7 protein-coding genes and 1 tRNA gene are annotated in these 15935 nt (G+C 34.9%); 4 read left to right on the plus strand and 4 right to left on the minus strand.

What is annotated here, in order from left to right; all coding sequences use genetic code 11:
* Nucleotide 1: 1 nt before the first annotated feature.
* Nucleotides 2-1603 carry a T9SS type A sorting domain-containing protein gene (locus EG344_RS15550; RefSeq protein ID WP_123910190.1) on the minus strand — a complete coding sequence of 534 codons (1602 nt, stop codon included), beginning with the start codon at nucleotides 1601-1603 and terminating at the stop codon, nucleotides 2-4.
* A gap of 849 nt (nucleotides 1604-2452) precedes the next feature.
* Between EG344_RS15550 and EG344_RS15555 the strand changes: the two genes are divergently transcribed.
* From EG344_RS15555 to EG344_RS15565, 3 genes are read left to right on the plus strand one after another with little or no spacing between them, the layout of a single operon-like run.
* Nucleotides 2453-2890: a T9SS type A sorting domain-containing protein gene (locus EG344_RS15555; protein ID WP_123910191.1), complete on the plus strand. Its 438-nt coding sequence runs from the start codon at nucleotides 2453-2455 to the stop codon at nucleotides 2888-2890.
* A 6-nt stretch (nucleotides 2891-2896) separates the two neighbouring features.
* Nucleotides 2897-9064 (plus strand): RHS repeat-associated core domain-containing protein, encoded by a 6168-nt coding sequence (locus EG344_RS15560; RefSeq protein WP_123910192.1) that lies wholly within the window; start codon nucleotides 2897-2899, stop codon nucleotides 9062-9064.
* 8 nt (nucleotides 9065-9072) lie between these two features.
* Complete coding sequence (locus tag EG344_RS15565; protein ID WP_123910193.1) at nucleotides 9073-9504, plus strand: hypothetical protein; 432 nt, start codon at nucleotides 9073-9075, stop codon at nucleotides 9502-9504.
* Between the two features lie 177 nt (nucleotides 9505-9681).
* On the opposite strand, the gene EG344_RS15570 is transcribed toward EG344_RS15565, so the two are convergent.
* A tRNA-Gln gene (locus EG344_RS15570) sits at nucleotides 9682-9752 on the minus strand.
* Nucleotides 9753-10009: 257 nt separating this feature from the next.
* Here EG344_RS15570 and der point away from each other — a divergent pair.
* On the plus strand, nucleotides 10010-11320 hold the full coding sequence (der, locus tag EG344_RS15575) for a ribosome biogenesis GTPase Der (RefSeq protein ID WP_123910194.1): 1311 nt from the start codon (nucleotides 10010-10012) through the stop codon (nucleotides 11318-11320).
* A gap of 119 nt (nucleotides 11321-11439) precedes the next feature.
* On the opposite strand, the gene EG344_RS15580 is transcribed toward der, so the two are convergent.
* Nucleotides 11440-11922 carry a GNAT family N-acetyltransferase gene (locus tag EG344_RS15580; protein ID WP_123910195.1) on the minus strand — a complete coding sequence of 161 codons (483 nt, stop codon included), beginning with the start codon at nucleotides 11920-11922 and terminating at the stop codon, nucleotides 11440-11442.
* Nucleotides 11923-11953: 31 nt separating this feature from the next.
* Complete coding sequence (locus EG344_RS15585) at nucleotides 11954-15874, minus strand: Pls/PosA family non-ribosomal peptide synthetase (RefSeq protein WP_123910196.1); 3921 nt, start codon at nucleotides 15872-15874, stop codon at nucleotides 11954-11956.
* Between the last annotated feature and the right edge of the window lie 61 nt (nucleotides 15875-15935).

Here is a 15935-nt window from a genome sequence, read left to right on the forward strand (position 1 = left end):
TTTATTTCTTGATTAATTTTGCGTTGGCGGTTTTATTATTATCCGTTTTTATAGTGATTAAATAAGCTCCCTGGACCAGATTCTGAGTATCAATCTTAGTCACTTTATTTTTTGTCTTTAAATTCTGAAGCTGTCTTCCGCTCATATCGTAGAGTATGATATCAGCTTCTTTAAAATCAAATCCAATCTCTACATAGGCGTACTCTGATACAGGATTCGGATAAATCTTAATATCATATTTAGGAATTAATTGATTGATTTGCTTGTCACCGAGTTTTACAATTTTCCAGTTTTCTCTGCCCAGTTCCTCAGCAGTAGTTCCTGCTATGATAATAGAACCATCCTTGTTCAGTTTCACATCCGACAGTCTTTCTTCTTTTTGTTTATTACCTGCTACTACATGTTTTCTCCATTGCTCATCACCGTTGTGATCAAGGTAAAGTATCCAAAATGTTTCATCTTCTTTTTCCCTTTTCCCTTCAGTCTGAGTATAACCTCCAAGCAGAATACCTTTTGAAGATTTATCATCCGCTGAATGAACGACACTCATTCCTTTAAGAATATCTCGGTTCTTGAAATTATAAGACTTTTGCCATTGTTCATCACCGCTCTCATTAAGAGCAATCAGCCAAAGGTCAGTTCCTTCCTCAATACCTACAGTCTTGTTTCCTGATCTTTCTGATCTCGATTCACCACCAATAATATATCCATTTGATGTTAAGGCCAAGGTTCTGATATGATCATCTCCTTTACCTCCAAAGTTTTTTTCCCATTCTACTTTTCCGGTTTTGTCTAACTTAACGATCCAATAGTCTCCCTCGCCAAAATTACTGCTGGCTTTTGCGGTTCGGGATGCGGGATTTGTGGTACGAGGTTCTGGATTTTGGCTTTTTGGGGAGTCCCCGGAACCCGGAATTCGAATCTCGGAACTCCTTGAATAAATTCCTAGCAATGCTCCTCCATCTTTCGTAGGAATCATTTTTTCAATTTCATCAAGTCCTCTTCCGCCTAGAATAAGCTGAGATAGCTCGTTACCCTCCTTGTCCAGACGAATTACCCAAACATCTTTTGAACCATAGCTATCAAAAGCATTTCGAATATTACCAGCCACAAAAAAGCCTTGGTCATTAGTTTGAATGACAGCTCCTGCTTCTTCATTGGATGACATCCCCAAGGTTTTCTGCCAAAGCTCATCTCCGAATTCATTAATTCTGATGAGCCAAATGTCTGAACCTCCTTTGGATTCTTCTTTTTTATCTAATCCTTTTCCTGACCAGGAAGTTCCGGCCAACAGAAATCCACCATCCTGTGTGGTTACTGTAGCAGATAAATAATCATGGCCCGTTCCTGAAAAGTATTTTTCCCAAGACTCTTCTCCTTGTTGGTTTAGTTTTATCACATGGAAATCGTAACCGTTGTTCAGTCTTTGATCCTTAGTTTGAATACTGCTTCCGGTGATAAGGTATTGCTGATCGATGGTGGTTGTGATCTGGCTCAGGAAATCCTGTGTAGAGGATTTTATATCTTTTTGCCATAATACTTCCTGGGCAGATATGCCTCCTGCAATGCATAAAGTAAATGCACTGAGATAGAGTTTTCTCATTCTCTGTTGTTTTTGAGTTAGTATTAGTTTTAATTTTTACAAACTTAACACTTTTTAACATGTTTATTGTTTCATTATAAAGGGATTTAATGTGATTTTTATCACTATTGAGTAGAATTAAATTTTATTACTTCTCTTTGGTACAAAAGTATTTTTATAGAACACCAAATTATATCGTGATAAAATTTAGTTTTGATTACTAAGAAAATTTCTAAAATTATTGAATTGATTGAAGTAGAAATTACCTATTAGAAATGAAAATGATACAGAGGTATAATATTGAATTATTTTAGAATAAAAAGGGATTGATGGTTTAAGAGTATAACGAGGTGATTTTTAAGATAGTAGGTAAAACAAAAAAGCAACGCCAAAATAAATTAAACCCCTGTAAATATCAATGTTTACAGCGGTTTTTATTTTTTATAATAGTATCAAAAAACTAAAAAAATACATCACTAAAAACTAAGCAAAACCTAACCAACAGCTAGTTTAAAAAATAAACATCTTGCAAAAAGTGGTAACAAAACTGAATTATTAAACAATTAAAGTTACTATACAATGAACAAGACATTCAATCTGTTATTTTTTATAAAAAAGAATACATCCAACCAGGCGGAACCGTTTCAATTTATTTACGAATCAATCATGAAATCCAGTTTCTTCCAGCAAGCTGAGTCGTTGCTTTCTTAGTGTTGAAGCCTTTTATATATTTTTACATATTCTGTTTCATTTCATTATTAAAGTGAGGAATCATTATGAAAACGCAGGTTAATGTTAAAGAATATTAATAAAATATTGTTTGATTCATAATATTTGTTAATTTTGGGATTAACCATAATACTAATAATCATGAAAAAAACTAAATTTTTGATCAGTTTTACTTTTCTGGCATTTCAGTTTTCCCATTCTCAAACTTTAACATTCAAATATGATTCAGGAGGGAATCAGGTCGTCAGAAAATACTGTGATGGATGTACTCACGTAGCAAAGTCCTCGGCAATTAAAAACAGTTCTATTGCAGAAGTTCCTAAAAAGCCATCAGAAATTAAAATATATCCCAATCCTACGAGGGATAAAGTAACGCTTATTTGGTCTGAAGAGACAGATCTGTTAATTCAAAAGATAGAATATGTTGCGTATAATTTTACACAAATCAGACCTTTAGAATTTAAAAGGGGTGAGATGAAGGCTATGATTGATTTGTCAAAAGAGCCTATAGGAATGTATGTTGTCGTATTTCATCTGACGAACGGAGAAAAGTTAACTTATAAAATATTAAAAAACTAATACAATATGAAAAAAAGATTTGTTTTCTTAATATTTTTATTTCTTACTTCGCTTCTGAGATCACAAAGCGTTGGAAAAACAGATGGCAACTTTTCAGTTTCGTTGGCCGGTGGGGCAAGCTATTCTGTCCCTATTAAAAATTTACCGGGCATAAAGGACATGGTGCCAAGCATCTCATTGGATTATTCAAATCAGTCGGGCAACGGGGTTGCAGGCTGGGGCTGGAATATTCAAGGTATATCTTCTATTACAAGAGTATCCTCAACAAAATTTCATGACGGAGTTATTGATCCTATTGACTATGATAGCAGTGATAGATTTGCTTTGGATGGTCAAAGACTTATTTTGAAGACTGGAACTTATGGAGGAGATAATGCTGAATATCAAACAGAAAATTATTCAAATTTGAAAATTGTTTCCAAAGGCACTACTCCTGATGGACCTTCCTATTTTATTGTTTATTATCCAAACGGAAATGTTGCTATTTATGGAAATGATGCGAATTCCAAAAATTCATTCGAATGGAAGATCAGCCAGATTGATGATGTTAAATATAACAGAATTGAATATGGTTATAGCAAGGAAGGAGCAAATACCATTTATTTATCAACTGTTAAATATGGAGGGAATCCGTCTGTAGGACAATATACTCCGGTTAACGAGATCAATTTTTATTATCAGAATAGTTCCCGCAATGAGCAGAATTATGTATATGATTCGAAATTTGTCTACTTAACCAAAAAATTGGAAAGAATTGAGGTTAAGGGTAACGGTCAATTATACAGAAAATATGGATTGACTTATGATGTAACCTCTCTAAATTACGAAAGGCTAACACAGATTAAAGAATTTAATTCAGCAGGGGAATCTGTTGTTCCTATTATTTTTGAATATGATACAACAGTTAATGGGCTTACTAATAATTCCAGAACAGTGACAAATGTATCTCCTGCTTTTGACAATTCAAGCTGGAACTATGTTTCTGGCTATTTTGATAAAGATGGTGCCCTTGATTTTATGACCTATCCGGGTTCTAAAGATAAATTGTATCGATTTAATTCGAGTACTTTATTAAATTCTTCGTCAAACATTTCGGGTAGTTTAATAAATGTTGAAAAATTCACTGATATTTTCTCAACAAAACTTGTTTTGGCTAATAATAAATTCTACGGTCTTGATGCATTGTCAACTGTTAGCAGCAATGGATCTATGATGTTACCTGATGAGATTGTTAAGGTTAATAACTATATTTCTAATACAACATATAATTCTTTAGATTTAACATTCTCAAATTCTTATACTTTTCCGACTGCGGAAAATTATGGATGCTTCATGGATAATCCTACCTATTCGCGAATTCCGAAAAAATATATTTCAGGAGATTTTGATGGCGATGGGGTATCTGATATCTTAGCGATATCTTTTCCTTATTATACTTCTTATACAACGAGTAACTGTGGCAACGGACCGGTTATTGATCCCGGAGATGGAAGCAATCCGTGTTGTACACAGAATAATTATAATAATATTTCTAATTTTTATTTCCTTAAATCTGATGCTAATAATACAGGCACTCAAGATCCATTATTTATCGGATCAAATAATATAATTACTTCTTCATCTAGGTTGTATGTTGCTGATTTTAATGGGGATGGGAAATCTGATCTTTATGTAGTGAACAATTTGAAAATTTCTGTTTTCAGTTTTGAAAACAATAGTTTTACTTTGCTGCATGAAACCAGTAATTCTTTCTATACACTAAGTAAGCCTATTTACTTAACTGATTTTAATGGTGATGGTAAAACGGACTTAATTACTCCTGATGCTAACGGAAGCTCAAATTGGATCATTTTGGTTTCCAACGGAAAAACTTTCCAGCCTGGATATATTAATACAGGAATTACCTACTATGCTCCTCAGGTTATCAATACATGTTATCCAAATGGATCCGGAGGTCAGTTATGTGGTTATATGCAGCAGGCATTTTATTATATATTTTCAGATATTAATGGCGATGGTAAAGCAGATGCTATTGTACATGATGTGCTTACTCCTTATAATTATCCACAGGGAGGACAATGGAATTATCCTTACAATCAGTATGGAGATAATTTTACCGTGAGAGATAAAGGAAGTATCAGATATAATATGGGTAATGATGCAAACGGGTTTCCTGCATTCTCCGCTTATATTGATAACTGGCAAAATAACTTTACAAATGGAGGAGCTACCAATAAAGGAACTCCGATCTTTTTAAATAATCCGACTGCTACCAATCAGAACTTAGATTATGCTTTCTTTGGAGGAGATAAAATTAAATATGTGTCTTTCAAAAAAGATAACAGGGTAGATGTTGCTTTAAAGAGGATAAAAGAAAATGATATCCTAACGACAATAAACTACAGTCCCCTTCTGGATAATGGAAACGGAGTATATGCAGAAGATCAGGAAGAACTTTATCCTTATGCCAACATCAATAACTCCCTTTCTACCCAATTGGTAGCACAGGTTACGAAAAGTTTCAATGGGGAAAGCAAAATTCAGGATTATAAGTACAAAGGAGCGGTTGTAAATTTTGAAGGAATTGGCTTTTTAGGATTTAAAGGAGTTGCTACTTCATCTGTGTATGGAGGAACGGTAACTCAGAAATTGTGGACCGTGTCAAAACAAAGCCCTCAAAAACGTGGAGCTAATATTGAATCTTATCTTATTAATGGAAGTCCTAATTTTGATTCTCCAGCAAGTTTTGTAACAAAAACACGGAAGACATTTTCTTCAACATTGCTATCTAACAAAGTATTTGTCAATTTACCAACAGAGATACAGCAGATTGACAATCTGACAGGAGTTACAAAATATACATATTTTGATGTCTATGATGTTTATAATAACGCCACAAAGACCAGAGATGTCGCTGCAGGTGGCGAAAAAACAACCCTTCTTGAATTTGATAACAACCCTTCAGGAATCTCAAACCAGTATTTTATTGGAAGACAAACTAAAAAGACAGAAACTCAAACGTTAGGTTCCGAAACATTTTCAACCGAACAATTGCTTTCTTATGCTAATAATCTGGTTTCTCAATTCAAGAAAAAAGGAAATGCTACAGATTTTATAACAGAAGATTATCAATATGATAATTATGGAAATTTAATTCAGAAAACAATGTCTGCACCTAATATGACTGCGAGAGTTGAAAAAATGCAGTATGATGCCTCTGGACGATTCATCGTAAAGTCTACCAATATTTTAGGTTTTGAAGATAAATTCAACTATAATTCTGCTTTCGGATTTTTACTATCGAAAACCAATCATCTTAATCAGACAGTATCTTATGAGCATGATGGTTGGCAAAAGAAAATAAAAGAAAGAGATATTTATAATAACGAAACCAACTTTACTTATGACTGGATCACATCCGGGGATTTTACTAATGGAATAAAAATTAAAGTTACTGAACCTACTGGTGCAACTAGTGAAACCTATAATGATGTATGGGGAAGAAAACGAGTGGAAAGAAAGTTGAGTTTAAATAATAAGTGGATTGACATACGGACAGACTATAACATTTTTGATAAACCATATAGAGTTAGTAATCCATATTTTTCTACCGTAACACCATCTCAATGGATGGTGAGTGAATTTGATGAATATAATAGAATCAAAAAAATGATTTTCCCAACAGGGAAGATAATAACCACTAGCTATAATGGCTTAAATGTTACAGTAGTTGAAGGAACAAAAACACAGACCACAACAAGTGACGCCTGGGGAAATAAGATCAAATCCAGTGATAATGGCGGAACGGTTAATTATTCATATTTTGCCAATGGAGCATTAAAAAATTCAGATTATGGCGGATATGTCATAAAATTTGAACAGGATGGATGGGGAAGAAAAACAAAAATGTATGATCCGGCTGTAGGGGGATATTATACTTATGAATATGATATTTTAGGACAACTTTTAAAAGAAGAAAATCCTAAAGGAAAAACATTTTTCACTTATGATCAGTTTGGAAGGCTTGTTCATAAGAAAATTGAAGGGGATGCTACAGATATAGAAACAGATTATAATTACAATTCGCTAGGGCTTTTAGAGTCCGAGCTGGGAACTTCAAATGGTATTCCAAACACATTCAATTACCAATATGATAATTACTATAGGTTTGCAGAAAAAGAAGAAGACAACGGTTTTGCGACATTTAAGAAAAATTATTCATATGATAATTTTGGAAGAATAAGCGAAGAATTTACTCAGACCCTGGTTAATTCTGTATCCAGCGAATTTAAGCATAAGAATTTTTATGCATCTTGTGGAGTTTTATATAGAATTACAGATGATGGAGATAAATTAATATGGCAGCTTAACAAAACAAATGAAAAAGAAGACGCTTTAAATGCTCAGTTGGGTAATGGAACAGAAATAAATAATGAATATGATGGTAATTTTTATCTTCATTCTATAAAACACTATAATAGCACCAGTGCAAATATTATTGAGAATATTTATAATTTTTCTGCTATGACCGGTACTTTGCAAAACAGAAACAGTACAGTGATTCAGGGAGGATGGTTAGAAAATTTCGAATATGATAATCAACAAAGACTTGTAGCTTGGACTAATCCCAACGGATCGCAATCACAGACCTATGATGCCTACGGAAGAATAGACAACAATAGCAATGTGGGCGACTACAAATACGATGGCGTTAACAGATATAAAAAAGAAACCATTAATCTGAATCCTGTTGGTGATTCATATTACAGTGTAAACACTCTGCAGGAGGTCGAATATAATTCGTACAGAATGCCGACTGTAATAAAACAGGAAGGATACGAAATGGCTCACTTTAATTATAATATTCATCAAAAGAGATCGGCTGCAGATCAAGATTTTTATACTGATTTTTCTGTATATGGAAAAGGAAAAATCTATTCTGATGATAGCTCTGTTGAGATCATTAATTATAATTATTTAGGAAAGCCAAATGTTAATGCATTGGGGACCCGGATTATCACTTATATAGCTTATGATCCTTACACTGCTCCAGCTGTTTATATCAAAGATTTTAATGTTAATATGGATGTATTGAGTGAAGGAATACATTATCTTCATAGAGATTACCAGTCGACCATTTTAGCAATTTCAGATCAAAAGGGTAATGTTGAAGAACGAAGACATTTTGATCCATGGGGAAATCTTGTGTATTTAGAAAAGAACGGAAAGATAATTAATTTAAACAAAGTAGCTCCTGATTTAATGATTGAGCGTGGTTATACAGGACATGAGCATTTCTTTCAGGTTGGGTTGATACATATGAATGGAAGAATGTACGATCCTAGACTGCACACTTTCCTTTCTGTAGATAACTATATTCAGGATCCTTTTAATACCCAGAATTATAATCGATATGGATATGTACTGAATAATCCGTTAGCATATACAGATCCAAGTGGAGAACTGTTTTCATTTATTACTGCTATTTTTGATACATTTAAAAATATTTTCACTCATGGTGTCAATTTTAGTGATTATGACTATAGTAGAACTTCAAAAGCCTGGAAAATTGATATGGGCCTATTTAAAGGTAATTTCGGACAGATCCTGAGCAGATTTACATGGGAGTCTGATCAGTCAATGTTGGGATACCTTTCCTCAGGATTCTATAATCTCTTCGGAGGAGTAAAAAGTGTTACTTACTATGATGGTGCAACAGCAGTAGAATCTTATAAACCAAATTGGGGTGGGTTTACACTTGGAAACTTTATAATTGGTGATAGAGGTTTACAGGCAGATCCCAACAATAGTTTATTCCAGCATGAGTATGGTCATTATTTACAAAGCCAGAAATTTGGTCTGTTCTATATGCAAAAGTTTGCGATACCAAGTTTCTTTGATACATTAAGCAAAAATAATCATACTTTACACTTTGCAGAACAGGATGCGAATTCAAGGGCTTTTACCTATTTTAATAAGCATGTTGAGAATTATAACGGCTGGGATAGAAGAAATGTAATCGTAGGATATGATTGGTCTAAATCGTATAACGATATTGCAAATCAAATGGCCCTGTCCAATAATCTTACTCATCTGAAGTGGTATGATGCTGTATTATTTGCAACTTCAGGGTATGCGATTTCAGGAATTTCTAATTATTTTATTAATAAATAATAAACTTTATGAAAAATGTTATTCTTCTGCTAAGTACAATGATGATGCTTGTTTCTTGTGCATACAGCAACACTGAAAATAGCCACCAGGTAATAACGTTTGTAAACAAAACTCATAAAACTTTGTATGTGTTAAGTTCCTATGAATATCCTGATACAGGCGTTTATAAGCAAAGTCCCGATCCTAAACTGGGAGGATATAATAAGGTTGAAGCAGATCAGGCCACCCAAAATGTATTATCATCTAAAACATCGTATGAAAATCTGTATCATTCTTTAATACCATCCGGTGTTATGATGGTCTACGTTTTTGATGGATCTATTTTAGAGACGAAGGGATGGGATTATGTTAAAGCAAATAATCTCGTTTTGAAACGATACGATCTTACATTACAGGATTTGAAAAATATGAATTGGGTAATAACCTATGATGGAAATTAGCATTTAATATTTTAGTAAAATAATAGTAACGAAGCACTTACAGAAATGTAGGTGCTTTTTTATTCATTTTTCAATTTAGAAACAACACTAATATAAAAATTAATATAACCAGATTGGGCTTTGTAATTTTTTTAAATCTATAAAAAACAAAAACCATCCTTAAAAAAGGATGGTTTGTAGACCCACAGGGATTCGAACCCCGACTGACGGTACCAAAAACCGGAGTGCTACCGTTACACTATAGGTCTGTTTCGATGGTGCGAAATTATAGAATTTATTTTAAATACGAAAATCAAAATTAAAAAATTATGAACATAATAGGGGAGTAGCAGGCTTATTCGTTGATAGCCAAAGAATTATTTTTTGTGGAAATTTTCCAGAATCAGGAAGGTTTCTAATACTAAATAATAAAATCTTATCTTTGCAAAAAATTGGGCTCCAAAAGTTGGAGTAACCCATTAATAACTTATCCTTAGCACAGCAAAAGGATTATTAAACATTTTTTATGTCAAATATTGTCGCAATCGTTGGACGTCCCAATGTAGGGAAATCCACGCTTTTTAACCGTTTATTAGAGAGAAGAGAGGCTATTGTAGATTCTACAGCCGGTGTAACCAGAGACCGTCACTACGGAAAATCTGACTGGAATGGAGTAGACTTTACGGTAATTGATACCGGAGGATATGATGTAGGCACCGATGATATCTTCGAAGAAGAGATCCGTAAACAGGTACAATTAGCAGTAGATGAAGCTACTTCTATTATCTTTATGATGAATGTGGAAGAAGGGCTTACAGATACTGATCACGAAATTTACAGACTACTTAGAAGATCCAACAAGCCAATTTATATCGTTATCAATAAAGTAGATTCATCGAAAGAAGAACTTCCTGCAACAGAATTCTACCAATTAGGAATTGATAAATACTATACGCTTTCTTCTGCTACAGGTTCAGGAACAGGAGATCTATTGGATGATATTGTAAAGGATTTCCCAACTACAGAATATAAAGATCCTTTTGAAGGATTACCTAAAATCACGATCGCAGGTCGTCCAAATGTAGGAAAGTCTACAATGACCAATGCTTTATTGGATGTTGAAAGAAATATTGTAACCGATATTGCAGGAACTACAAGAGACAGTATTCAAACTTTATATAATAAATTCGGTCACGAGTTTGTATTGGTAGATACAGCCGGAATGAGAAGGAAGTCTAAAGTAAATGAAGACTTGGAATTCTATTCCGTAATGAGATCAATCCGTTCTATTGAATATTCTGATGTTGTTATCATCATGGTAGATGCTACTCAGGGATGGGAATCTCAGGATATGAATATCTTCGGATTAGCACAGAAAAACAGAAAAGGAATTGTTATTCTTGTGAACAAGTGGGATTTGATCGAAGACAAGCAAACCAATACAATGCGTGATTTCGAAAAATCAATCAAAGATAAAATTGGTCAGTTCCAGGATATTCCAATTCTATTCGTATCAGCTTTAACGAAGCAAAGAATCTTAAAAGCTGTAGAATTAGCAATGGAGGTTTATGAAGACCGTAAGAAGAAGATTAAAACTTCAAAATTGAATGAAGTGATGCTTCCTATTTTCGAAAATACACCACCACCTGCATTGAAAGGAAAATATATTAAAATTAAATATTGCGTTCAGCTTCCTACACCATCACCACAGTTTGTATTCTTCTGTAACCTGCCACAGTATGTGAAGGAACCATACAAGAGATTTACTGAAAACCAGTTGAGAAAAGAATTCGGGTTTACCGGAGTTCCGATTGAAGTATATTTCAGACAAAAATAAAAGAACAGTGTTTATCATAAAAAAATCTGGTAGGTTTTCCTACTAGATTTTTATTTTAAATGATACTTTAATATGATTGTTTACAATACTTTCCACAAAACAGAACTTTCTGCCTTTCATTATAGCCATTTTTCATAAACGATTCTTACCGGACGATAACCCTGCGAAGCCAGCCAACGCTGCATCGTATCATTATTACAAAGTGTAAAGCGATATATTTTTCGGATGGTATGATCAGAATATATCTCTTCAAATGCTTTATTAAGAGCTGAATAAATACCTTGCTTTCTGTATTCCTTTTTTACATATCCTTCAGAAACATAGAGATCATCGCCTTCTCCCAGTTCAAAATTACTGTCATCTTTTTCATCAACATATCCAAACAGGAAACCTATGGCCTTTCCATCAGTTTCTGCAATGAGAAAAGTACCCTTATTTTCTTCCTCACATTCTGCCATAAACCGGAGATAATTGTCCCGGATCTGACTCCAGTCGGCAGTGTTATTATTCATCTCTTTTTCAGAAATGTGAAGTTCTCCTACCAGTTCATCTACGATAGGCAAATTTTCAGTGATTTTAATTTTTTTGATGGAATAGTTCATAATGATATTTTTTTACCAAATTCCGGCTTAATTATTTCCCTCTCAATGGGCTTCCATACCACGAAGTATTATCTGAAAGAACTTCTCCTTTCATGACTAATGAAAGAGCATCGATGTTTACATTATTTCCAATTTCAGTATCATATAGAATAATTGTTCTGGAGTTGATGGTTGTCTGACTTCCGATTTTTACCCCGCCCACTTTCATAATTCTGTCTTCAAAAAGATGGGTTTGAGGTCCGCAGTCTTCATTCAGCATAGATTCGTCACCAATGGATACCATATCAAACTCTGTAATATCAGTGGTGTTTAGCCATACTCTTTTACCTATTTTAACTCCCAGAAAACGCATGAAGAAAGGGAGCCACCATGTACCACGAAGAAAGTCAAGGAAAAACTGTACAGGAAGTGCTTCATAGATGGTCGTAATTCCTTCACTCAGCCATACTTTCAGACTGTACATCGGCATTTCGGTTTTCTTGTACTTTCCTACGAATATCCATTTCAGTAATACTGTAAAGAAAAAAGAAGGTAAGGCAACGATTCCCAAATAATAAAAAGGAGCAAATAACAACAGATAAAAGATTTTCCCTTCTAAATAAGTACTGGTATAGGCAATAAATAATACACTGCATATAATAACTACCGTTTGTGGAAGAATAATTCTGATTCCCTCTACAATAGCTCTGGCCAGTTTAAGACCGAAAGAAGGGTTGTAGGTGAGGTTATCCTGGAACCCGTCAGATTTCTGTCTCGAAGGAAGTCCTATTGGTGGAGATCCGAACCAGTCTCTTTCAGATGAGTTTTGAAGCTGTTCTTCAGAAGGAGCTTTACTCAATACACCAATCAGCATGTTGTCTCCTAATTCATATCCTTGCGGGATAAGTCCGCTGTTTCCTACAAAGCTGTTACTTCCGATAGTTGTTTTAGATAAAATTAATTTTTCATTTCTTACATCATGTTCTCCCAAAATAACTGCATCTGCAATAAAGGAGCCTTCACCAATCTCCAGAAGATGGTGTGAAACATCGCTGGCTGTTGATATTTCGGCATTTTTCCCCACTTTTGCACCCATCATTCTATAAAATTTACTGATATAGATTGAAGCAAAAAGCGGGTGAACAATAATAAGCGACAGATTAAAGATCTGATCCTTGATCCATTTTCTGTAATAGGTAAAACTGTATACAGGATAGATTCCCGGTTTCATTTTGTATTGTAAAATCCTTGTAAGAATACTTACAACAGCGATAAACAGTAAAATATATACAGTGGAAAGTATCGGAGCCTGCCATAGATAATAAAAACTATAGTCAGAAGAACGGTCATCCAGATAATACAAGGTGTAAAGTGTAGGAGCCAATGGTAAAACAATCAGAAGCGGAAAGAAAAATAAAGAACATGAATATAACAAAGCATACCGGTTTCTTTTAGCCGCCGAAGAAAGCTTAGGGACTTCAACTTCTTCTCCTGTTTTTACCCTTACTTTTTCAGCAGGACTCCCATTCCATACTTCACCAAATCCGATTTTTCCTCCTTCATTCAGACAGCTCAAGTCCTGAAGTTCTCCAAATTCTTCAATCACTGTATCTCCACATACAATGACAGAAGATCCAAGATAAGAATGAGCCTTAATATGTACTTTTCTTATTCTTAAAATACCATTTTCAACAGAAGCGTTATCGATACTGCAACCTGAACTTGTATTTACATTTTCATCAATGGTAACAAGGTCTTCAGCAGCAATAGGTAATAAGCTTAGCTGGGCGCTTGGATGCACTTTTACTCCCAGTAATCTTAAATATTTTGGATATAATGGTGTTTCTACGATAAATTCAGAAGGCATTAATCTTTTGATGGTTTTCCATAACCACCACCTGAAATAATACCAACCCCAAAGCGGATAATCTCCTTCCTTAATTTTTCCGATCACCAGCCATTTGGTTAAGACAATAATGAGGGAATATACTGGTGGAATTAAAGTGTACAGCAAAAATGCACTTAATAATGCATAGTGCAATCCATATCCGTTAAGCTGAAAATAATAATAGCTTAAATAAGGAAAAAATATCTGGATACTCAACAGGGCAAATACAACCAGAAGACTTATAGTCTGGGCAATATTACAGGCGATATACTGCAAAGTTGAAACCCTGTGAAAAGGTTCCTGATGGGATGCTTTTTGTGTTTGTTTATTTTTAAGGCATTCCGAATAGGCCGATAGTGGACGGTTTTCATAGATTTCCTTTAATGAGGCAGTCGGAATTCCTGCTTTCTGACGTAAATGTGATACTAAAGTAGCCGCAAGCAGAGAATGCCCTCCCAAATCGGTGAAAAAATCCTGATTCAGATTAATATCCTTTCCCGGAAATACCCATTTTAGGGTTTGCAATAGTCTTTCCTCTACAGATGCTTCAATATCAATGTTAATATCATCATTTTTTTGATGAACGGTAAAGCTTTCCGGAAGAGGAAGACGTTTTCTGTCAATTTTACCACTCGGCATCCTTGGCATTTCCTTCATCTGAACAATGGAAATAGGAACCATGTAGGGAGCTAAAAATTTAGCCAGTTCCTTTCTCATTTCATTCTCATCAAATGAAGCTTCATTACCCATAACAGCATATCCAACAAGTTGACCTTGTCCATTAGAATCTTCTTTTACTGCTACGGCAGCGGAGGAAACATCCTTAAGTTGGTTCAGATGGGTTTCTATCTCGCCAAGTTCAATTCTGTACCCTCGGAGTTTAATTTGGTCATCTATTCTTCCCTGGAAATCAATAAATCCATCTTCCCTTATGATAACAGCATCTCCCGTTTTATAGATCTTGTCTCCGGGAAGCTCCGGAAAAGGATTGGGCAGGAATTTTTGTTCAGTGAGTTCCGGAAGATTAAAATAACCATTGCTTACTCCTGGTCCTGAAATAATCATTTCACCACGTTCTCCTCTTGGAAGAATATTCATATTTTCATCAATAATAGCAATGTGATAATTGGGAAGCGGAGGGCCAATTGTAAGATCTTCCTGACTGTTCAGCCTTACCATATTAGATGAAACAGTGGTTTCTGTTGGGCCGTAGCTGTTAATAAATACTCTGTAGGGTTTGGCCCACTTCTCCTGAACCTGCTTAGTGCAGGCCTCACCACCGGTATTAATAAACCTGATGGCAGGGACCTCATCTATAATGGCCAGAATACTTGGCACCGCATGAAGTACCGTGATATTGTTTTCTGTTAAAACGTGGCTGAGTTCATCGATCGCTTTTACCGTTGTAGCATCGGCAATCCAAATGGTGGCTCCGGCAAAAAGGCTGATCCATACCTCTTCACACCACATGTCAAAAGAAACGGAAAACCCCTGATAAACAATGTCCGTATCTCTTATCTCTATAAAATCCTGCTCGGAACGTACCAGGTGGCATATGTTTCGGTGGGAAATGGGAATTCCTTTAGGGTTTCCAGTACTTCCGGAAGTAAATAATACATACGCCCAGCTATCCGGATTAGAACGGATTGCAGGAGGTGGAACGATCTCTTGCGGTTGAGAAGCAATTGACAATGGCCGACAGTGGATGTGTGCATCCGTATCTGAAAAATAAGTTTTAACATGAATATCAGTAAAAACTTTCTTGATTCTGTCTTCAGGCATTTCCCGGTCTAGAGGAATGTAAGAAGCACCTGCTTTTAAAATTCCAAGTATCGCTACTGGAAGTTCTAGGCTTCTTGGATACCAGACCCCTACACAGTCACCGGGTTGTACACCCTGGCTTTGCAATTGTAGAGCAATAGCATTACTCCAACTATCCAGTTCGGCATAAGATATTTTTTTATCTTTAAATATAAAGGCCGTTTTTCCTTCATATTTTTCAAAAGTGGGAACCAGTAATTCAGGCAGAGTTTCGTCTTTTATAAACTCTGGACTGATTTTTCCTAAAATCAGACTTTTCATCATTAAAAATATAATATATATGTGTTGGGAAAATTACATAAATGTAGTTTATTTCTACTCATAT

It is taken from the genome of Chryseobacterium sp. G0162 (assembly GCF_003815715.1).
Lineage (GTDB): Bacteria > Bacteroidota > Bacteroidia > Flavobacteriales > Weeksellaceae > Chryseobacterium.